20 protein-coding genes are annotated in these 19,446 nt (G+C 65.9%); 8 read left to right on the top strand and 12 right to left on the bottom strand.

From position 1 onward, the window contains the following. Positions 1-19: 19 nt before the first annotated feature. A complete protein-coding gene (gene tyrS, locus HZF05_RS19275) occupies positions 20-1,249 on the bottom strand; it encodes a tyrosine--tRNA ligase (protein ID WP_160364105.1) in 1,230 nt (409 codons plus the stop codon). Between the two features lie 32 nt (positions 1,250-1,281). Here tyrS and HZF05_RS19270 point away from each other — a divergent pair, with 32 nt between their 5' ends. Then, on the top strand, positions 1,282-2,382 hold the full coding sequence (locus HZF05_RS19270) for an anhydro-N-acetylmuramic acid kinase (RefSeq protein ID WP_246332098.1): 1,101 nt from the start codon (positions 1,282-1,284) through the stop codon (positions 2,380-2,382). Positions 2,383-2,418: 36 nt separating this feature from the next. Here HZF05_RS19270 and HZF05_RS19265 read toward each other — a convergent pair whose 3' ends face one another. From HZF05_RS19265 to HZF05_RS19245, 5 genes are all read right to left on the bottom strand, one after another. Next, a complete protein-coding gene (locus tag HZF05_RS19265; protein ID WP_160364104.1) occupies positions 2,419-3,084 on the bottom strand; it encodes a DUF6975 family protein in 666 nt (221 codons plus the stop codon). A gap of 133 nt (positions 3,085-3,217) precedes the next feature. Further along, on the bottom strand, positions 3,218-5,263 hold the full coding sequence (gene rpoD / locus HZF05_RS19260) for an RNA polymerase sigma factor RpoD (protein WP_160364103.1): 2,046 nt from the start codon (positions 5,261-5,263) through the stop codon (positions 3,218-3,220). Between the two features lie 8 nt (positions 5,264-5,271). Continuing rightward, complete coding sequence (dnaG, locus tag HZF05_RS19255) at positions 5,272-7,146, bottom strand: DNA primase (RefSeq protein ID WP_160364102.1); 1,875 nt, start codon at positions 7,144-7,146, stop codon at positions 5,272-5,274. Further along, positions 7,143-7,496, bottom strand: coding sequence for an endonuclease domain-containing protein (locus HZF05_RS19250; protein WP_246332097.1), 354 nt, complete (start codon positions 7,494-7,496; stop codon positions 7,143-7,145). Before HZF05_RS19250 ends, dnaG begins: the two co-directional genes overlap by 4 nt. An 89-nt stretch (positions 7,497-7,585) precedes the next feature. Continuing rightward, complete coding sequence (locus HZF05_RS19245) at positions 7,586-8,041, bottom strand: GatB/YqeY domain-containing protein (RefSeq protein ID WP_160364100.1); 456 nt, start codon at positions 8,039-8,041, stop codon at positions 7,586-7,588. Positions 8,042-8,173: 132 nt separating this feature from the next. On the opposite strand from HZF05_RS19245, the gene carA reads away from it, so the two are divergent. The 5 genes from carA to HZF05_RS19220 all read left to right on the top strand — a co-directional run bounded on the left by carA (position 8,174) and on the right by HZF05_RS19220 (position 14,419). Then, a complete protein-coding gene (gene carA, locus HZF05_RS19240) occupies positions 8,174-9,346 on the top strand; it encodes a glutamine-hydrolyzing carbamoyl-phosphate synthase small subunit (protein WP_160364099.1) in 1,173 nt (390 codons plus the stop codon). Beyond that, a complete protein-coding gene (locus tag HZF05_RS19235) occupies positions 9,343-9,771 on the top strand; it encodes a DUF5412 family protein (protein ID WP_181638923.1) in 429 nt (142 codons plus the stop codon). Before carA ends, HZF05_RS19235 begins: the two co-directional genes overlap by 4 nt. A gap of 3 nt (positions 9,772-9,774) precedes the next feature. Beyond that, on the top strand, positions 9,775-13,110 hold the full coding sequence (carB, locus tag HZF05_RS19230; protein WP_160364097.1) for a carbamoyl-phosphate synthase large subunit: 3,336 nt from the start codon (positions 9,775-9,777) through the stop codon (positions 13,108-13,110). An 84-nt stretch (positions 13,111-13,194) separates the two neighbouring features. Then, positions 13,195-13,674 (top strand): transcription elongation factor GreA, encoded by a 480-nt coding sequence (gene greA / locus HZF05_RS19225; protein ID WP_160364096.1) that lies wholly within the window; start codon positions 13,195-13,197, stop codon positions 13,672-13,674. Positions 13,675-13,777: 103 nt separating this feature from the next. Further along, positions 13,778-14,419, top strand: coding sequence for a rhomboid family intramembrane serine protease (locus HZF05_RS19220; RefSeq protein WP_160364095.1), 642 nt, complete (start codon positions 13,778-13,780; stop codon positions 14,417-14,419). 96 nt (positions 14,420-14,515) lie between these two features. Here the strand turns inward: HZF05_RS19220 and HZF05_RS19215 are convergent, their stop codons facing one another. The 6 genes from HZF05_RS19215 to HZF05_RS19190 form a co-directional block, all read right to left on the bottom strand. Next, positions 14,516-14,731: a DUF4170 domain-containing protein gene (locus tag HZF05_RS19215; protein WP_160364094.1), complete on the bottom strand. Its 216-nt coding sequence runs from the start codon at positions 14,729-14,731 to the stop codon at positions 14,516-14,518. Between the two features lie 155 nt (positions 14,732-14,886). Further along, positions 14,887-15,489, bottom strand: coding sequence for an MlaC/ttg2D family ABC transporter substrate-binding protein (locus tag HZF05_RS19210; RefSeq protein ID WP_160364093.1), 603 nt, complete (start codon positions 15,487-15,489; stop codon positions 14,887-14,889). Positions 15,490-15,588: 99 nt separating this feature from the next. Next, positions 15,589-16,119: a hypothetical protein gene (locus HZF05_RS19205; protein ID WP_160364092.1), complete on the bottom strand. Its 531-nt coding sequence runs from the start codon at positions 16,117-16,119 to the stop codon at positions 15,589-15,591. 12 nt (positions 16,120-16,131) lie between these two features. Further along, positions 16,132-16,503 carry a DUF3618 domain-containing protein gene (locus HZF05_RS19200; protein ID WP_160364091.1) on the bottom strand — a complete coding sequence of 124 codons (372 nt, stop codon included), beginning with the start codon at positions 16,501-16,503 and terminating at the stop codon, positions 16,132-16,134. Then, on the bottom strand, positions 16,500-16,835 hold the full coding sequence (locus tag HZF05_RS19195; RefSeq protein ID WP_281367543.1) for a phage holin family protein: 336 nt from the start codon (positions 16,833-16,835) through the stop codon (positions 16,500-16,502). Before HZF05_RS19195 ends, HZF05_RS19200 begins: the two co-directional genes overlap by 4 nt. Positions 16,836-16,858: 23 nt before the next feature. After that, the gene (locus HZF05_RS19190) at positions 16,859-17,440 is read right to left on the bottom strand and encodes a hypothetical protein (protein WP_160364089.1); all 582 of its coding nucleotides are present in this window, start codon (positions 17,438-17,440) and stop codon (positions 16,859-16,861) included. Positions 17,441-17,599: 159 nt separating this feature from the next. Here HZF05_RS19190 and eno point away from each other — a divergent pair, with 159 nt between their 5' ends. Further along, the gene (gene eno, locus HZF05_RS19185) at positions 17,600-18,886 is read left to right on the top strand and encodes a phosphopyruvate hydratase (protein ID WP_160364088.1); all 1,287 of its coding nucleotides are present in this window, start codon (positions 17,600-17,602) and stop codon (positions 18,884-18,886) included. Positions 18,887-18,953: 67 nt separating this feature from the next. Then, positions 18,954-19,268 carry an FtsB family cell division protein gene (locus HZF05_RS19180; RefSeq protein ID WP_160364087.1) on the top strand — a complete coding sequence of 105 codons (315 nt, stop codon included), beginning with the start codon at positions 18,954-18,956 and terminating at the stop codon, positions 19,266-19,268. Positions 19,269-19,446 lie beyond the last annotated feature (178 nt).

Below are 19,446 nucleotides of genomic sequence, written 5' to 3'. Positions count from 1 at the left end.
GTATGACGCCTGGCGCTATCTAGCGCATCAGAATCCCGTGCCGCTTCTTGCCGAGGCTGAGCTTCACCGGCACGTCCTCCAGCACGATCTCGAAGGCCGGATCGGTGATCGCGAGGTCGTTGAGCCGCACCGCGCCCTCGCCGATCTTGCGCCGCGCCTCGCCGTTGGAGGCGGCGAAGCCCAGCACGGTCAGCGCCTGGACGATGCCGATCGATCCGCCGTCGATGCGCAGCGTCGGCAGGTCGCCGCCGGCCGCGCCCTCCTCGAACGTCCTGCGTGCGGTCTCTGCGGCGTCGCGCGCGGCCTCGGTGCCCCGGCACAGCGCCGTCGCCTCGTTGGCGAGGATTTTCTTGGCCTCGTTGATCTCGGCGCCACTGAGCGCGGCCAGCCGGGCGATCTCGTCCATCGGCAGATCGGTGAACAGGCGCAGGCGCACCTCGACATCGGCATCCTGCGTGTTCCGCCAGAACTGCCAGTAATCGTAGGTCGGCAGCTGCTCCTCGTTGAGCCACACGGCGCCGCCCACCGTCTTGCCCATCTTGGTGCCGTCGGCGTTGGTCAGCAGCGGGGTCGTGAGGCCGAACACCTGCTCGCCGGCGACGCGCCGGGTCAGCTCAATGCCGTTGACGATGTTGCCCCACTGATCGGAGCCGCCCATCTGCAGCCGGCATCCGGCGCGGCGGGCCAGTTCCAGGAAGTCATAGCCCTGGAGGATCATGTAGTTGAATTCGAGGAAGCTCAGTGACTGTTCGCGATCAAGGCGCAGCTTCACCGAATCGAAGCTCAGCATCCGGTTGACCGAGAAATGCTGACCGATCTCGCGCAGGAAGGGGATGTATTCCAGCTTGTCCAGCCACTCGGCGTTGTCGAGCATCACGGCATCGCTCGGGCCGTCGCCGAACGTCAGGAAGCGCTCGAACACGCGCTTGATCGAGGCGATGTTCTCGTTGAGCGTATCGACCGTCAGCAGCTTGCGCGCCTCGTCCTTGAACGAGGGGTCGCCGATCTTGCCGGTGCCGCCGCCCATCAGCACGATCGGCTTGTGGCCGGCCTGCTGGAGACGCCTGAGCATCATGATCGAGACGAGGTGGCCGACGTGCAGCGAGGGTGCCGTCGGATCGTAGCCGATATAGCCCGGCACCACCTGGCGCGCGGCGAGGGCATCCAGCCCTTCCGCGTCGGTCAGCTGGTGGATATAGCCGCGCTCGTTCAGTAGGCGCAGCAGGGTGGACTGGTAGCTGGTCGTCATGGCGGCGCGGGCGATAGCATGGGGGAAAGCGCATGGGTAGCGAGACGATGCTGGCGATCGGCCTGATGTCCGGCACCTCGCTCGACGGCATCGACGCGGCGCTGATCGAGACGGACGGGGAGGGCCTGGTCAGACCCATCGCCTTCCGGTCCGAGCCCTATTCGGATGCGGCGCGGAAGCAGCTGCAGGAGACGACGCAGCTGGCGCTGACCTATGAGAAGCCGCGCCTCTCGCCCGAGATCGGCGCGGCGACCGAGATGCTGACGCGCCGCCACCTGATCCTGATCCACCAGCTGATGGCCTCCGCAGGGAAGGATGTGAAGGAGGTCGACGTGATCGGCTTCCATGGCCAGACGGTCGCGCACCGTCCCGATCGCGGCTGGACTTGGCAGATCGGCGATGGTGGCATGATGGCAGCCGCGCTCGGCGTGCCGGTGGTGCACGAGCTGCGCTACGCGGACGTCGCGGCGGGCGGACAGGGGGCACCGCTGCTGCCGGTCTATCATCGGGCCTTGCTCGCCGGTGCCGAGCTGCCTGTGGCGGTGCTGAACCTCGGCGGAGTGGGCAACATCACCTTCGTCGGCAAGGACGGCACGCTGGTGGCGTTCGACACCGGCCCGGCAAACGGCCTCGTCGACGACTGGATGGCGCAGGAAACCGGCAAGGAGTTCGACGGCGGCGGCGCCTTCGCGGCGACCGGCACGATCGACAAGGCGGTACTGGCGGTCATGCTGGACAATCCGTGGTTCGATCTGGCCCCGCCCAAGTCGCTGGATCGCGCTGACTTCACCATCCAGCCTGCGCGCGGCCTTGGTGCTGCCGATGGCGCGGCGACGCTCACCGCCTTCACCGCCGCCACGGTCGCGCTGGCGCTCGATCACCTGCCCGAACGGCCGACCAGACTGATCGTCGCCGGCGGCGGGCGGCACAACGCCACGATGATGGCGATGCTTTCGGATGCCTGCGAAATTCCCGTGGAGCCGATCGAGGCGCTCGGGCGGAATGGCGACGCCACCGAGGCCGAGGGATTCGCCTATATGGCGGTGCGCTCGCTCAAGGGGCTGCCGATCAGCTTTCCGGGCACTACCGGAGTACCCGAGCCGATGACCGGGGGACGGCTCAGCAGACCGTGAAGAGGAGGTTCGTGCCGCTCGATAGCGCGGGACGGATCAGACGTTGCGGCGGGCGCTCTCGCGGCTCTCGAGCAGATCCCACAGGCCGCGATGCTGGACGAGCAGCTGCTGCGCGCCGAAGGCCATGGCGCGTTCGATCCCCGGCGTCTCGGCGACTTCGCCGACGACGGTGAGCGTTTCGGTGAGGCCCGGCAGGTCGAGCGGCGGCACCTGGATGCCGAAGCGCTGCGCGGCGGCATCGAGTACGCGGCGGATCGGGCGCCAGTCCAACACCAGCGCCACGGCCGCACCGATCGCGGTGCCGTTGCGCTCGGACTGGGCGAGGGTGGCGAGCGCGTGGCTCTGGTTGCCGACGGCCGCCTCGCTCTGCGCCTGGCCGAGCGTGGAGGGCAGCGGGCCGGCCGCGACGACGAGCCGGGTGAGATAGGAACGCTCCGCCGCGAAACCGGGCGCGGCGCGATAGATGAAGCTCCGGGCGGCGGGATGTACGACGCGGGCGGCGGCATGATCGATCACGCCCGGATAGCGGCCGTGCAGCAGGCAGATAAAATGAGCGACATCGGCGAGATTGCGGATCGCAGGATCGCCCTCCAGCGCCGGAGACGTGAGATAGGGGTGGCCTGCGCTGCCGTCGGTCGCGACCATGGACGACATGAGCTCGGCTACGCCGGAGGGCTGCCTGTCGATCGCCTGCGATGCCATCCGCCGCCCTCCGCGCTCATGTCGAAACGCGGCCCGGAGACCGCACTGGCGAATGGCTCTACGCGAAAGGGGTAAAGGCGCGGTTTACGACGGGGCCTATTCCTCCCCGAGCGAGCTCGGGGAGGAATTATCATTACTGATCGAGGAAGCTGCGCATCTTGCGGCTGCGGCTCGGGTGCTTGAGCTTTCTCAGCGCCTTCGCCTCGATCTGGCGGATGCGCTCGCGGGTCACGCTGAACTGCTGACCGACCTCTTCGAGAGTGTGATCGGTGTTCATGCCGATGCCGAAGCGCATGCGCAACACGCGCTCCTCGCGTGGCGTCAGGCTGGCCAGAACCCGCGTCACCGTCTCCTTGAGGTTCTGTTGGATCGCGGCGTCCACCGGGATGATCGCATTCTTGTCCTCGATGAAATCGCCGAGGTGCGAATCCTCCTCGTCGCCGATCGGCGTTTCGAGGGAGATCGGCTCCTTGGCGATCTTCATCACCTTGCGGACCTTCTCGAGCGGCATGGAGAGGCGCTCGGCCAGCTCTTCCGGCGTCGGCTCGCGGCCGGTCTCGTGGAGGAACTGGCGGCTGGTGCGCACCAGCTTGTTGATCGTCTCGATCATGTGGACCGGGATGCGGATGGTCCGCGCCTGGTCGGCGATCGAGCGGGTGATCGCCTGCCGGATCCACCACGTCGCGTAGGTCGAGAACTTGTAGCCGCGGCGATACTCGAACTTGTCGACCGCCTTCATCAGGCCGATGTTTCCCTCCTGGATGAGATCCAGGAACTGCAGGCCGCGGTTGGTGTACTTCTTGGCGATCGAGATGACGAGGCGGAGATTGGCCTCGACCATCTCCTTCTTGGCGATACGCGCCTCGCGCTCGCCCTTCTGCACCATGTTCACGATGCGGCGGAATTCGGGCAGCGCCATGCCGGTGGCGCCGACGATCTCGCTGATCTCGTTGCGGATGCGGTCGACGGCATGGCCCTCGGCGGCGGCGAAGGCGGCGAACTTCTTGTCGATGCCCTTCACGCGATCGAGCCAGCCATCCTCCAGCTCATGATCGATGTAGCTGTCGAGGAAGGCCTTGCGCGGCACCTTGTGGCGCTCGGCGAGACGCAGCATCTGGCCGCCCAGCGCGGTCAGGCGACGGTTGAAGGCATAGAGCTGGTCGACGAGATGCTCGATCTTGGCGCCGTGGAACTGGACGCTCTCCACCTCGGCGGTGAGCTGTTCGCGCAGGCCCTGATACTTGGCCTCCTCGCGCTCCGGATAGCCGCCCGAATTGAGCGCATCGACGCGCGCCTGCTGGATCTTGGCGAACTGGTGGTAGAGGCTGGTGATCGTCGCGAAGCGCTCGAGCGCCAGCGGCTTCAGCTGCTCCTCCATCTGGGCGAGGCTGAGGGTGTTGTCCTCCTCGTCCTCCTCTACGGGGCGCTGGGTGCGGCGTTCGGTGAGGTTGTCCTCATCCTCGTCCTCGGCGGCCGGCTCCTCTTCGGGCTCCTCTTCCTCCTTGTAGGACTTGCCGGCGGTCTTCTCGGAGATCTCGCCGTTGTCGTCGCCGTCATCGTCGTCGGACATGTTCTCCGGCGCCGGATCCTTGTTCAGCATCGCGTCGAGATCGAGGATCTCGCGCAGCTGCATCGTGCCCTCGTTGAGCGCGGTGGACCATTCGATGATGGCGTTGAAAGTGATCGGGCTTTCGCACAGCCCGAGGATCATCGTGTCGCGGCCGGCCTCGATGCGCTTGGCGATGGCGATCTCGCCCTCGCGGCTGAGCAGTTCGACGGCGCCCATCTCGCGCAGGTACATGCGGACGGGATCGTCGGTGCGATCGACCGTCTCCTTTTTCGGCTGGACCTGGAAGACCTCGCCCGAGCCGTCGTCGGAGGATTGCTCCTCGTCGCCGTCATCCTGGTCCTGCGGCTTCTCGTCCTCGCCGGCGTCCTCGTTCTCGACGATGTTTACGCCCATCTCGTTGAGCGCGGCCATGATGTCTTCGTACTTGTCGGGATCGATCTGATCCTGCGGCAGCGCCTCGTTGAGCTCGTCGAAGGTGAGATAGCCGCGCTTCTTGGCGCGCGCGATCAGCTTCTTGAGGCCGGCTTCGTTCAGGTCGACGATCGGCGCATCGCCCGGCTCGACCGTTCCCGCTCCGTCACCGCCACCAGTACCGTTCGTCTTCGCCATGCCTACCCTCAGAATTCGGCCTGCTCCCTCAACTCGGAGAGCCGCCGTTCCGTTTCGTGTCTTTCAAGTAAGAGGTGCTGCTGCTCCTCCCACCCTTTTTCGTCCATCGTTCGGCCAAAGCCGATCGTCGTTTCTGCGAGCCGGGCATCCAGTTCTGAACGCCTGACCATAGTGTCGATCATTTCCCCAAGGTCACGACGAGCACGCTCAATCTGCGCATCGCCGTGCTTTCGCGAAAAGGCAAGCCTGTTCGCACGGCCTTTCGTGGAAAGGAGGTCAATCGCGCCGACTCGCTGCAATATGGTGGCTAGTCCTTCACCTTCAAGCGTTTCGCCATGATAGGCGGCTTGAACGAGCGCATCGCGCACGCCGTCCAGCTTCGCATCGTTGAACTGGAGACGCGAAAGCGGTTCCGCATTGAGGCGGATCACATCTGGTATGGCGAGCAGTCCGAGCAAGAGCATGTGCGCTTCGGCCGCGCCGACTGCGCCAGCCTGTTGAAAAGACTTGGTGGCGGCGTGGGGCGGGGTCGGGGCGTCAACCCACCGGCCGCGCCGGTCCTGTACCTTCTTTGGGCGGAAGCTTCCCGTGCCGCCGTACGACTGCCGATCGCGGCGTTGCGGCGCGAATCTCTCGTCGATCCGTTCGCGGAATGCGTTGAAATATTGGCTCGACACGTCGCGGTCAGCGATCGCCCGGCTGTGCTCGACGAGCCGCTGCTTGAGGCCGGCGCGGGCCTCCGGCGTGTCCAGGGGCAGAGCGGCCTCCTCGTGGCGCCAGAGGCGGTCGACCAAAGGCTCGGGGGTTTCGAGCAACCCCTCCATCGCCGCGCGGCCACCGGAGCGGATCACGTCGTCGGGGTCTTGTCCGCCGGGCAGCGTCAGGAAGCGCAGCGTGCGGCCCGGGCTAAGGAAGGGCAGCGCGCGGCCGATCGCCCGCACCGCCGCCTTCTGCCCGGCATTGTCGCCGTCGAAGCAGAGGATCGGCTGCGTATCCATCCGCCACAGCCGCTCCAGCTGCCCCTCGGTGAGCGCCGTGCCGAGCGGGGCGACCGCCTCCTCGATCCCCGCGCCGGCGAGCGCGATCACGTCCATATAGCCCTCGACCACGATCACGCGGTTGGCCTTGCGGCTCGCGGCGGCGGCGAGGTCGAGGTTGAACAGGGTGCGGCCCTTGTCGAACAGCACCGTCTCGGGCGAATTCAGATATTTCGGCTCGCCCTCGCCGAGGATGCGGCCACCGAACGCGATGGTCCGCCCGCGCGCGTCGCGGATCGGGATCATCAGGCGGCCGCGGAAGCGATCGTAGGATTCGCGGCCGCCTTCCTCGGGGCGGATCAGCAGGCCGCATTCGACCAGCTTGTCGTCGCCGGCCTCTTTGAGCGCCGAACGTAGGCCGGTACGCGTATCGGGTGAGAAGCCGATGCGGAACCGGCGGGCGAGCGCTTCGGATATGCCGCGCTTCTTCAGATAGGCGCGGGCATGCGCGCCCTCGGCGCGGCCGAGCTGCTCGACGAACCAGGCTTCGGCCTGCGCCATGACATCATGCAGCGTGGAGGCGCGCTCGGCCTTCTCGCGGGCGCGCGGGTCCTGCGCGGGCACCTCCATGCCGGCGGCCTGCGCGAGTTCCTTCACCGCATCCATGAAGGGCAGGCCGCGCTGGTCGGTCATCCAGCGGATCGCATCGCCATGCGCGCCGCAGCCGAAGCAATGGTAGAAGCCTTTGTCGTCGTTGATCGTGAAGCTGGGCGTCTTTTCGTTGTGGAACGGGCAGCACGCCTTCCACTCGCGGCCCGCGCGCTGGAGCTTGGTGGACTTGCCGATGAGGGCGGAGAGGAGCGTGCGGGCGCGAAGCTCGTCCAGCCAGGCGGGGGAGAGGGTCAAGAAAGCCCCTCCCTTTCAAGGGAGGGGTTGGGGTGGGTGAAACGGTCGACACGCTCGTCGAGCGCGGAGAGGATCACGAACAGCACGCCGTCGAGATTATCCATCACCTCGCGATTGGTGAACCGAAGAGTGCGGTAGCCGAGATTGGCCAACCGGGCGTCACGCAGCCGATCCGCCTCCGCCACATGCGTATCGCCATCCACCTCGACGATCAGCGCCTTCATCCGGCAGACGAAATCGCAGATTGCACTGTCGATCACGATCTGGCGGCTGAACTTGTATCCGCCCAATTGGGAGGCTCGAAGTGATTGCCACAACCGTGCCTCAGGCTCGGTTGGTCCGCTCCGCATCTTGCGGGCGTGTCCCTCGAGTCTTGCGTTGATCCGAAGCGCCATCACCCACCCCAACCCCTCCCTTGAAAGGGAGGGGCTTTACTGCTTCACCCCGCCAGCCGCGCCTTCACCAGCCCGCTCGCCTTGGCCATGTCGAGGCTGGTCGCATGCCGCGCTTTCAGTTCGGCCATCACCTTGCCCATGTCCTTCAGCCCCTCGGCGCCGATCTCCGCCTTGATCGCGTCGATTGCGGCGACGGTCTCCTCGTCGGACATGCGCTTGGGCATGAAGCCTTCGATGACGGCCAGCTCACCAGCCTCGGCCGCCGCCAGTTCCGGGCGGTTGCCTTTCTCGTACATCTCGATCGATTCGCGGCGCTGCTTGGCCATCTTGTTGAGGACTTCGACCACCAGCGCGTCGTCGTCGTCGGGCGCCTTGCCGGTGCGCGCCTCGATGTCGCGGTTCTTGATCGCCGACTGGATCAGGCGGATGGCGGCGGTTTTCTCGGCCTCGCGGGCCTTCATGGCCGTCACGAGGGCGGTCTTGATGTCGTCTCTGATCATGGGAACCCGGCTGAAATCGGAAAGGCGGAGCTATAGCGGAGCCGGCCCGAACTTACTAGATTGACCGGGCGGGACCGCGTCCCTAGGTACCCGGCCGTTTACCCGCCAGTCACCCAAGAGGAGAGCCAGCCGATGGCCGATACCAACACGCGCGTCCCCGATGGAGCGACCGGCGTTCTGGTTCTGGCGAGCGGCGTGGTGCTGTTCGGGCGCGGCTTCGGCGCCGTGGGCTCAGCGGTGGGCGAGGTCTGCTTCCACACCGCGATGACCGGCTATCAGGAGGCGATGACCGATCCCTCCTTCGAGAAGCAGATCATCACCTTCACCTTCCCGCACATCGGCAATGTCGGCGCCAACGCCGAGGATATCGAGGCGACCAACGCCCACGCGCTCGGCTGCGTGGTGCGCGAGGACGTGACCGCGCCCTCCAATTTCCGCGCCGCCCAGCGTTTCGACGAGTGGCTGAAGGCGAACGGCCGCATCGGGCTTGCGGGCATCGACACCCGCGCGCTGACCCGCTCGATCCGCGTGAACGGCGCCCCCAACGGCGTGATCGCGCACGATCCGGATGGCAAGTTCGACATCCCCGCGCTGATCGAGCAGGCCAAGGCCTGGCCGGGGCTGGAGGGAATGGATCTGGCGAAGGACGTCTCCGCGCTCCAGAGCTACCAGTGGGGTGACGGCCTGTGGACGCTGGGCGAGGGCTACAAGGCGGACGAGGCGAAGGCCGACGCCCCCCACGTCGTCGCGATCGATTACGGGCTCAAGCGCAACATCCTGCGCAACCTCGTCGCCGCCGGCGCGCGGGTGACGGTGGTGCCGGCGACCGCCAGCTTCGAGGACGTGATGCGCCACGAGCCCGACGGCGTGTTCCTCTCCAACGGCCCCGGCGATCCCGCCGCGACCGGCGAGTATGCGGTGCCGGTGATCAAGCAGTTGCTGGAGGTGGGCAAGCCGATCTTCGGCATCTGCCTCGGCCACCAGATGCTGGGGCTGGCGGTGGGCGCGAAGACCTATAAGATGCACCAGGGCCATCGCGGCGCGAACCATCCGGTGAAGCGCGTCGGATCGGTCGAGGGCGCGGGCCGCGTCGAGATCACCAGCATGAACCACGGCTTCGCAGTGGACGCCGACACGCTCCCCGCCAATGCCGAGGCGACGCACGTCTCGCTGTTCGACGGCAGCCTCGCGGGCCTGCGCCTCACCGACAAGCCGGCCTTCTCCGTCCAGTACCACCCCGAAGCCAGCCCCGGCCCACAGGACAGCCATTATCTGTTCGAGCAGTTCGTGGGCGCGCTTCGTTGAGCATGAGCGCGAATCCGAGGCGGATCATTATCGGCCTACTGATTGCTCTCATTCTTCTCATTGTTGGTTTCCTAGTCGCCATGACGATGCTTTTCTCTGGGTGGTCCCAACGGACGATCTATCAGCGAGCGAAGTCACCCGACGGATGGCATGAAGCTCGTGTGCAATTCGATGATGCAGGCGCATTGAGCGATTTCTCGCGCTTAGTTTTCGTGAAGCACACATGGAATGGCGGCGACGAGCCGCTGATGAGTTGTCGGGCTTTCTGGGGGAACGGCGAGGCTGATGTGAAGCTCTCTTGGGCCGACAACAATACGCTGGTCATTCGTCATCATTTCGCTCCGCAAAACGTGGAAGCGGTCGCTAAGAATTGTGGATCGGTTCGCATCGTCGCGCAGTCGGTCCCGCCCTACGAAAGCTACTGAACGATGCCCAAACGCACCGACATCTCCTCCATCCTGGTCATCGGCGCGGGGCCGATCGTCATCGGGCAGGCGTGCGAGTTCGATTATTCGGGCACGCAGGCGATCAAGGCGCTCAAGGAAGAGGGCTATCGCATCGTCCTGGTCAATTCGAACCCGGCGACGATCATGACCGATCCCGAATTCGCCGACGCCACCTATGTCGAGCCGATCACCCCGGCGATCGTCGCCAAGATCATCGAGAAGGAGCGGCCGGATGCGGTGCTCCCCACGATGGGCGGGCAGACCGCGCTCAACACCGCGCTGGCGCTGTTCAACGACGGCACGCTGGAGAAGTTCGGCGTCACCATGATCGGCGCCGATGCCGAGGCGATCGACAAGGCGGAGGACCGGCAGAAGTTCCGCGCCGCGATGGACAAGATCGGCCTCGAAAGCGCGCGCTCGGGCGTGGCGCACACGATGGACGAGGCGATGGCGGCGCTGGAGACGGTCGGCCTGCCGGCGATCATCCGCCCGTCCTTCACGCTGGGCGGCACCGGCGGCGGCGTCGCCTACAACAAGGAGGAGTTCGTCCGCATCGTCGGCACCGGCCTCGATGCGTCGCCCACCACCGAGGTGCTGATCGAGGAGTCCCTCCTCGGTTGGAAGGAATATGAGATGGAGGTCGTTCGGGACAAGAACGACAATTGCATCATCATCTGCTCGATCGAGAATGTCGATCCGATGGGCGTCCATACGGGCGATTCCATCACCGTCGCGCCGGCGCTGACGCTGACCGACAAGGAATATCAGATCATGCGCAACGCCAGCATCGCGGTGCTGCGCGAGATCGGCGTCGAGACGGGCGGATCGAACGTCCAGTTCGCGGTCAATCCGAAGGACGGCCGCCTGATCGTGATCGAGATGAACCCGCGCGTCTCGCGCTCCTCGGCGCTGGCGTCGAAGGCGACCGGCTTCCCGATCGCCAAGGTCGCCGCCAAGCTGGCGGTGGGCTACACGCTCGACGAGATCATGAACGACATCACCGGGGCGACGCCGGCGAGCTTCGAGCCGACGATCGATTATGTCGTCACCAAGATCCCGCGCTTCGCCTTCGAGAAGTTCAAGGGTTCGGACGACACGCTCACAACGGCGATGAAGAGCGTCGGCGAAGTCATGGCGATCGGGCGGAATATCCATGAGTCGCTGCAGAAGGCGCTGCGCGGGCTGGAGACGGGGCTGTGCGGCTTCAACCCGGCCCAGCACCTCGCCGGGCGCCCGCGATCGGAGATCGAGGCGGCGCTGGCGCGGCCGACGCCGGACCGGCTGCTCTATGCGGCGCAGGCGCTGCGGGAAGGCTTCACCGTCGATGAGATCCACGCCATCGCCAAATACGATCCGTGGTTCCTCGAGCGCATCCGCGAGATCGTGCTCGCCGAGGAGGAAGTGCGCGCGGGCGGGCTTCCCCGTGACGCTGCGGGCATGCGCCGCCTGAAGGCGATGGGCTTTTCCGATCGCCGCCTCGCCTGGCTGGCGCTGGAGAGCGCGAACCTGCGCCCCGGCACCGAGCGGATGCAGGCGCGCGGTTCCGGCCTGATTCACGACACGCTGAAGGCGATGACCGGCGGCGTCACCGAGGCCGAGGTGCGCGCGCTGCGTCATAAGCTCGGCGTGCGCCCGGTCTTTAAGCGCATCGATACCTGCGCGGCCGAGTTCGAGGCCAAGACGCCCTACATGTACTCGACCTACGAGGCGCCCGTCTTCGGCGAGCCCGAGAACGAGGCGATGCCGAGCGACCGGAAGAAGGTGGTGATCTTGGGCGGCGGGCCCAATCGGATCGGGCAGGGCATCGAATTCGATTATTGCTGCTGCCACGCCTGCTTCGCGCTGGCCGATGCCGGCTACGAGACGATCATGGTCAACTGCAACCCGGAGACGGTGAGCACCGACTATGACACGTCCGACCGCCTCTATTTCGAGCCGCTGACCGTCGAGGACGTGCTGGAGATCCTGCATGTCGAGATGTCGAACGGCACGCTGCACGGCGTGATCGTCCAGTTCGGCGGGCAGACCCCGCTCAAGCTGGCGGCGGAGCTGGAGGCGGCGGGCATCCCGATCCTCGGCACCTCGCCCGACGCGATCGATCTGGCGGAGGACCGCGAGCGTTTCGCCGCGCTGGTGACGCGCCTCGGCCTCAAGCAGCCGCGCAACGGCATCGCGCGCTCGCGGGAAGAGGCGATCGCGGTCGCCGAGCGGGTCGGCTACCCGGTGCTGATGCGGCCGAGCTACGTGCTCGGCGGCCGGGCGATGGAGATCGTCGACAGCCAGGAGCAGCTGGAAAACTACATCCAGACCGCCGTACAAGTGTCTGGCGACTCGCCGGTTCTGATTGACCAGTATCTGCGCGATGCGATCGAGGTGGACGTCGATGCCATCGCCGACGGCACCGACGTGGTGGTCGCGGGCGTGATGCAGCATATCGAGGAGGCGGGCGTCCATTCGGGCGACAGCGCCTGCACCTTGCCGCCCTACAGTCTCTCCGACGCGATCATCGTCGAGATCAAGAAGCAGGCGGATGCGCTCGCCCGCGCGCTGATGGTCAAGGGCCTGATGAACATCCAGTTCGCGGTGAAGGATGGCGAGGTCTATCTGATCGAGGTCAATCCGCGCGCCAGCCGCACCGTGCCGTTCGTGGCGAAGGCGATCGGCGTGCCGGTCGCCAAGATCGCGGCGCGAGTGATGGCGGGCGAGAAGCTCGCCACCTTCCCTAGCATCGAGCGCAAGCCCGAGCATATCGCGATCAAGGAAGCCGTGTTCCCCTGGGCGCGCTTCCCGGGGGTCGATCCGGTCCTCTCGCCGGAGATGAAGTCCACCGGCGAAGTCATGGGAATCGATACCAATTTCGAAGCGGCGTTCCTGAAGTCGCAGCTTGGCGGCGGCGTTGTCCTGCCGACCGGCGGCCGGGTCTTCGTTTCGGTGAAGGACGGCGACAAGGCGCATATCCTGCCCGGCGCCAAGGCGCTGGCCGACATCGGCTTCGCCATCGTCGCGACCGGCGGCACGGCGGACTATCTCGCGCAGAACGATATCGCGGTCGAGAAGGTCAACAAGGTGGCGCAGGGGCGTCCGCACATCGTCGACATGATCAAGGACGGCGGGATCGACCTGATTTTCAACACGACGGAAGGCTGGCAGTCGCTGCTCGACAGCCGCGCGATCCGCGTTTCGGCGGTGGCGGGCAAGATTCCGTATTTCACAACTGCCGCCGCCAGCGTGGCTGCGGCGCGTGCAATCGCTGCGTTGCGGGACAGGCCGCTTGAAGTGCGGCCGCTCCAATCCTACTATACTCCGCTGCCGCTTTGATCTCCCGATCATCACAAGACTAGGAACGGCCCATAGGGAGGGGCCGGAAGCGGTTGATATTGACGACGAAAGGCAGTGGGTAGGATGGCGACCGTCGAGAAGATGCCGATGCTCAAGGAGGGCTACGAGCTTATCTCCAAGGAGCTGGTGCGCCTGAAAACGATCGAGCGCCCCGAGGTGATCGATGCGATCGAGGAAGCGCGCGCGCACGGTGACCTTTCGGAGAATGCCGAATATCACGCCGCCAAGGAGCGTCAGGGCCAGATCGAGGCGACCATCGCCGATTACGAGGACCGGATGAGCCGCGCGGTCGTGATCGACCCGACCGAGCTTTCCGGCGACAAAGTGGTGTTCGGCGCCACCGTCACGCTGCTCGATGAGGACGACAAGCCGGTGAAGTACCAGATCGTCGGCCAGATCGAGGCCGACGCCAAGAAGGGCATGATCTCGTACAATTCGCCGCTGGGCCGCGCGCTGATTGGCCGCAGGATCGGCGACGACGTCGAGGTGACGGTGCCGTCGGGCGACCGCTATTACGCGGTCGACAAGATCGAGTTCATCTGAGCTTTCGCCACATGAAGATCGTCATTGCGAGCGAAGCGATCCAAGGCGGCAACGCCGGCGTGGATTGCTTCGCTGCTTCGCTCTTTGCAATGACGGTGTTCTGATGCGCCTGCCACCCGCCCGCGCGACGATCGCGATCGCCGCCGTCACCGCGCTCGCCTGGGTGGCGGCCGTGCTGGCGGGGCAGACCGATCGCATCGCAATGCTCGCCGGCTTCATCCCCGCGCGCATCGGCGGACTGCAGATCGAGGGCGCAGCGCCAGTGTGGCTGACGCCGCTCAGCGCCACGCTGGTCCATGCCGGCATCTGGCACGTCGGCTTCAACCTGCTGATGATCGTCTTCTGTGGTCGGCTGGTCGAGGCGTCGATCGGGCCGGGTGGCGTAATCATCGCCTATGTCGTGGGCGCCTACGTCGCTTGTGCCGCACAATATGCGGTCGCGCCGCACTCCGGAATTCCGATGGTCGGCGCGAGCGGGGCGGGATCGGCGCTGATCGGCGCCTATTCGCTGCTCTACAGCCGGCGTCGGGCGGAAGGGTGGGGCCCCTTTACAGGCCAGTTCCTGCAAATTCTATGGCTGGCTATCGCCTGGATCGGGATCCAGATCCTGCTGGACTACGCTTCGGCCGATGTGCCCGGCATGCCGGAAGGCGCGCTGATCGCGGCACCCGCGCACGTCGGCGGCTTCCTGACCGGGCTCGCGCTCGCCCGGCCGCTGCTTCTGTTCCGCTATCGCGACGCCTAATCCGGGAAAGCCGATCGCCCTGAGCTAGGGATGCCTTTCTTATTAGCTCCGCGAAGGACTGGGCTTCGACAGACTCGGCCTGGACGGCCGAAAGGCTTAGAGATCCTGCTCTTCCAGCAGGCGGTGCAGGTGCACCACGACATATTTCATCTCGGCATCGTCGATCGACTTCTGCGAGGCTGAGCGCCACGCGTCCTTGGCGGACGCGAAATCGGGATAGACGCCGACGAAGTCGATCGCTTTCAGATCCTCGAAATCGAGGCCCTGCGGATCGGTCACGCGACCGCCGAAAACAAGATGGAGCTTGCTCATGATTGCACCTGCCGCTGGAGGTTATGCGGCAGCCGCCTAGCGGGCGTTGTCGCATCGCACAAGAGGCGACGCGACAACGCTGACATCGCCGGTGAGGCGGTGCCGGGCCGACACCGAAGGAGAATGCGATCTTTCTCGCATTCTGCAAAGGGCTCTTAGCCGCGGGACTTCATGAAGGTCACGAGCTTGTCGAAGCCGTTCTTCTGCACATACGCATCGAAGTCCGCCGTCTGGGTCAGTACGAGATTGATGCCGGAGACAGTGAGGTTCGAGACCTTATAGCCACCGCCGATGCGCTGCACCGTCCAGATCGCGTTGATCGGCGCCTGGCCCGGCTGGATCACCTGGCTTACCACCGCCGCGCCGTCGCCGCGCGGCACCGAACGGACGACCTTCACCTGTGCGTTGGCGTAATCGAACAGCCGGTCCGCATAGGTGTTGATGATGAAGCCCGGCAGTGCCGCCTTGTAGGCCGAATATTGGGCAGGCGTGATCTGCGGCTTCCAGCGCGCGATCAGCTTGTCGCCGATCTGGTCGACCGCGAAATACTGGCCGAGCAGCGAGCGGAACTGCGCCTTTGCGGCCGATTGGCTGCCTGTGTGCAGCACGCTGAAAGCCGAGCCCGACAGCGTCGAGATGAAGCGCGAGGGGTCGCTGTTGTCGACGTTCGCGGCGGCGGCCGGCGCCGCGACGAGCGTTGCGGTGAGGCCGGAGGCCCCCAGCAGTACGGCACCGAACATCAGACGGAAACGGGACATGCAATACTCCGTGGAACGTCGCCCGGCGGAATCGCCGCCGGGAAATGGATAGGCCGTGCTATGGCCCGGCCGATATGAACGCAGCCTGTGCCAGTTGGTTCAGGCCGACTTCTTCCTGGCGCTTTCGATCGCGGCGGTGGCGCCCGACCCTGCGGCAGCGATGGCGCCGTCGAGCAACGACTTCATCGTCTCGCGCGCATGTTCCTTGCTGAGGCCCAGCTCGTCGAGCTTGTCGCGACCGGCGCCCTTGGCGGCCTCGATCGCCTCGCTTGCGGCGCCGCGCACCTTCTCGCCGACTGCGCCCAGCGCCTTGGCCTCGCGCTCGGTACGGGGCAGCAGGGCGCCGACGACGGCGCCGATCGCGATACCGCCGAGCAGCGCGGCCAGCGGATTGTTCTCGAACCCGTTGGCGGCTTTGCCGCGCGCGGAAGCATAGGCTTCGGAGGCCCTTTCGCGCCCCGAGGCATAAGCGTCGTTCACTTTGCCTTTCGCCTGATCGAGCCCGTCCTTGGTGCGTTCGACGGCGGTGTGGGCTGCCTTGCTGGCCTTGGCATAGGCGTCGTCGATGCCGTCTCGGATCGCCTGGCGAGTGGTGGCCTGGGTCTCGTCGCTGCCGGAGGTCTCGGTCATGGGACTGGTCCTTTACGTCGCGGGCTTGGGGGATTTGCGGCTACGGGGAGAACGGCGCTTGAGCGCCGGGGTTTCATCGGGCTCGACCTTGGCCTTGCCGAACAGCCGCGAAAGTGGCTTGGCGGCCAGCAGGAGTCCGATGCCGGCGGCAGTCGCCGCGACCGTGGCAGGGCGATCGCGGACCACCTTGCCGGCGCTTTGGGCGAGCTCGGTAGAGCGCGTCTTCACCTGCTCGATCGCCTCGTCCATCAGTGTGGAAGGCGCGATGCGCTGCTGGATCTGCTCGATCGTCGCCATCAGCCGGCCGCGCGCGGCCTCGACCTGCGACTGCGCGACATCCACATCGTTGATGTTCGAGAAGAGGCGTTTGAGCACGTTCGTCATGCGGGCGTCTCCGGTTCGGGCTTGCGCGGCGGACCGGCGAGCAGACGAATCGCGAGCCAGCCGAGAAAGGCCGCCATCGCCAGCCCACCGGCCAGAAGAATCAAGCCCGCGAGCGCGGCGCCGACCAGCGGCGCCAGTGCCAGCACGAGGCCTAGCATCAGCGCGACGACCGAAGCGAATGCCAGGCACGCCGCGATCAGCAGCAGGACGATCGCCGTGCGCGACCGGCGCAGGATCGCGAAGGCCTTGCTCTTGAGCAGGTTGACCTCTGCCTGCGCGAGCGAGCGCGCGTCCTCGATCAACTGCGTGATCAGGCCCCCGAGACCCAGCATCGCCCCCTGCCGCTCCGGATCGCTCAGGAGGTGGTGCGCGGCTTGCGCTTGGCGGGCGCCTTGCGAGTGGCGGCGCTCACGGTCTCGGCACCGTCGCTCGCGGCCTTCTTGGTCTTGGTCGCCTTGGGTTCGGCCGCCTTGGCGGTCTCGTCCAGTGCTTCGCTGCCGGCCTTGACGATGCGGGCGATGACGAAGCCGGCCGCTGCCGCCGCGCCGATCGCGATCGCAGGGGAACGACGCACGAGATCACGGGCGTCGTCGAGCAGTTCCTCGACATCCTTGTCGCGCAGCGAGGCGGAAAAATCGGACACCGCGTCGCCGGCCCTGCGGGCATAGTCGCCGTAAGCGGCGCCCAGCTTGTCGTCGATCTGGGAGGCGCTGTCCGAGATCATCTTCGCGACCGAATCCAGACCGGCGGCGGCGCGGGTCTTGCCCTCATCTGCATATTCGCGCGCCTTGTCGCTTGCCTGGCCCTTAATGTCGGCGGCCTTCGCCGACGCCTTGCTGCGCAGATCTGCGGCGTCCGCCTTCAGCTTCTCCCGGGTGGAACTGTTCTGCGCACCGGGAATGACGTGATCGGTGCCTTCGGGAAGCTCGTCGGCCATGGCGAACCCTTTCGTTCGTTACGCGCGCGATCATAGACGCGCCTTCAGGGACAAAACCAGCCGTCTTTGGCCCGGTTCCGTCGAAAGCGGCGGGTCGAGCCGATTGCCTCGCCGGTGTTGCGCCGCTAACAGCCGCGCGAAGCTTTGGAAGGGACCGACATGACCGCCATCATCGACATCCACGCCCGCGAGATCCTCGACAGCCGCGGCAACCCGACCGTCGAGGTGGACGTGACGCTGGAGGACGGCAGCTTCGGTCGTGCTGCCGTGCCCTCGGGCGCGTCGACCGGCGCGCACGAGGCGGTAGAGAAGCGTGACGGCGACAAGAGCCGCTACGGCGGCAAGGGCGTGAAGGACGCGGTGAAGGCCGTGAACGGCAAGATCGCCAAGCTGCTCGCCGATTACGAGGCCGAGGACCAAGCCGAGATCGACGCCGCGATGATCGACCTCGACGGCACCGAGAACAAGTCGAAGCTTGGCGCCAACGCAATCCTCGGCGTCAGTCTCGCGGTCGCCAAGGCGGCGGCGGAGAGCCGGGGCCTGCCGCTCTACCGCTATGTCGGCGGCGTTTCGGCGCACGTGCTGCCGACCCCGATGATGAATATCATCAACGGCGGCGAGCATGCCGACAATCCGATCGACTTCCAGGAATTCATGATCGTCCCCCACGGCGCGGACACGCTGGCCGACGCGGTGCGCTGGGGCGCGGAAATCTTCCACACGCTGAAGAAGGGGCTGTCGGAAGCGGGCCTCTCCACCGGCATCGGCGACGAAGGCGGCTTCGCCCCCAACATCGGCTCGACCAACGAAGCGATCGAGTTCATCCTGAAATCGATCGAGAAGGCCGGCTACAAGCCGGGCGAGCAGGTCGCGCTGGCGCTCGATTGCGCCGCGACCGAATTCTACAAGGGCGGCAACTACGTCATCTCGGGCGAGGGTAAGACGCTGAGCTCGGCCGGGATGGTCGACTATCTCGCCGATCTCGCCGCGCGTTACCCGATCTGGTCGATCGAGGATGGCATGGCCGAGGACGATTGGGACGGCTGGAAGCTGCTCACCGAGAAACTGGGCGACAAGGTGCAGCTGGTGGGCGACGATCTGTTCGTCACCAATTCCAAGCGGTTGGCGACCGGCATCGAGAAGGGCATCGCCAACTCGATCCTGGTGAAGGTCAACCAGATCGGCTCGCTGACCGAGACTCTTGACGCGGTGAATATGGCGCAACGCGCCCGCTACACGGCGGTGATGTCGCATCGTTCGGGCGAGACCGAGGATTCGACCATTGCCGACCTCGCCGTCGCCACCAACTGCGGCCAGATCAAGACCGGCTCGCTGGCGCGTTCCGACCGGCTCGCCAAATACAACCAGCTGATCCGGATCGAGGAGGAGCTGGGCACAGCGGCGCGCTATGCGGGCAAGGGAGCTTTTGCGACGAAAGTTGCCTGAATCTTTGAAAATTTTTGGCGAAAAGAGGCTTGAGTCGCGATTCGTTTGACTCGATAATGACGGCGCAATGCGAAGCAAGCGTCGTCCTGTCGAGATCATCCGAGCCGCGGCCTTGCCCGCGCTGGCGCTGCTCGTCATCGGCAATTTTGCGGGCTACGCGATCGCCGGGCCGAACGGACTGCTGGCGCTCGGCGACTACAAGAGCCAGCTCGCGCAGCGCCAGGCGCAGCTCAAGGTGATCGAGGCTCAGCGGCAGGAACTGGCGCGCAAGGTCGCACTGCTCGATGCCAAGCATGTCGATCCGGATATGGCCGATGAACTGGTGCGCCGGGACATGGGGCTGGCGCGGCCCGACGAAGTGATCATCCAGACCACGCCGTAAAGCTTCCACATGTCTCCAACCCCGTTCGTCCCGAGCGAAGTCTAGGGACGTGCCACGAAAACCAACCTCCGTTTGGCCTGAGCGCAGTCGAAGGCCATGCCCGGCGACGGCACTTCGACTTTGCTCAGGCCGAACGGATCGAATGACGTTGACGGCATAAGGATGCAACCCTTGCAAT

Source organism: Sphingomonas chungangi (assembly GCF_013778325.1).
Taxonomy (GTDB): domain Bacteria; phylum Pseudomonadota; class Alphaproteobacteria; order Sphingomonadales; family Sphingomonadaceae; genus Solisphingomonas; species Solisphingomonas chungangi.
This window is presented reverse-complemented; position numbering and strand designations above follow the sequence as displayed.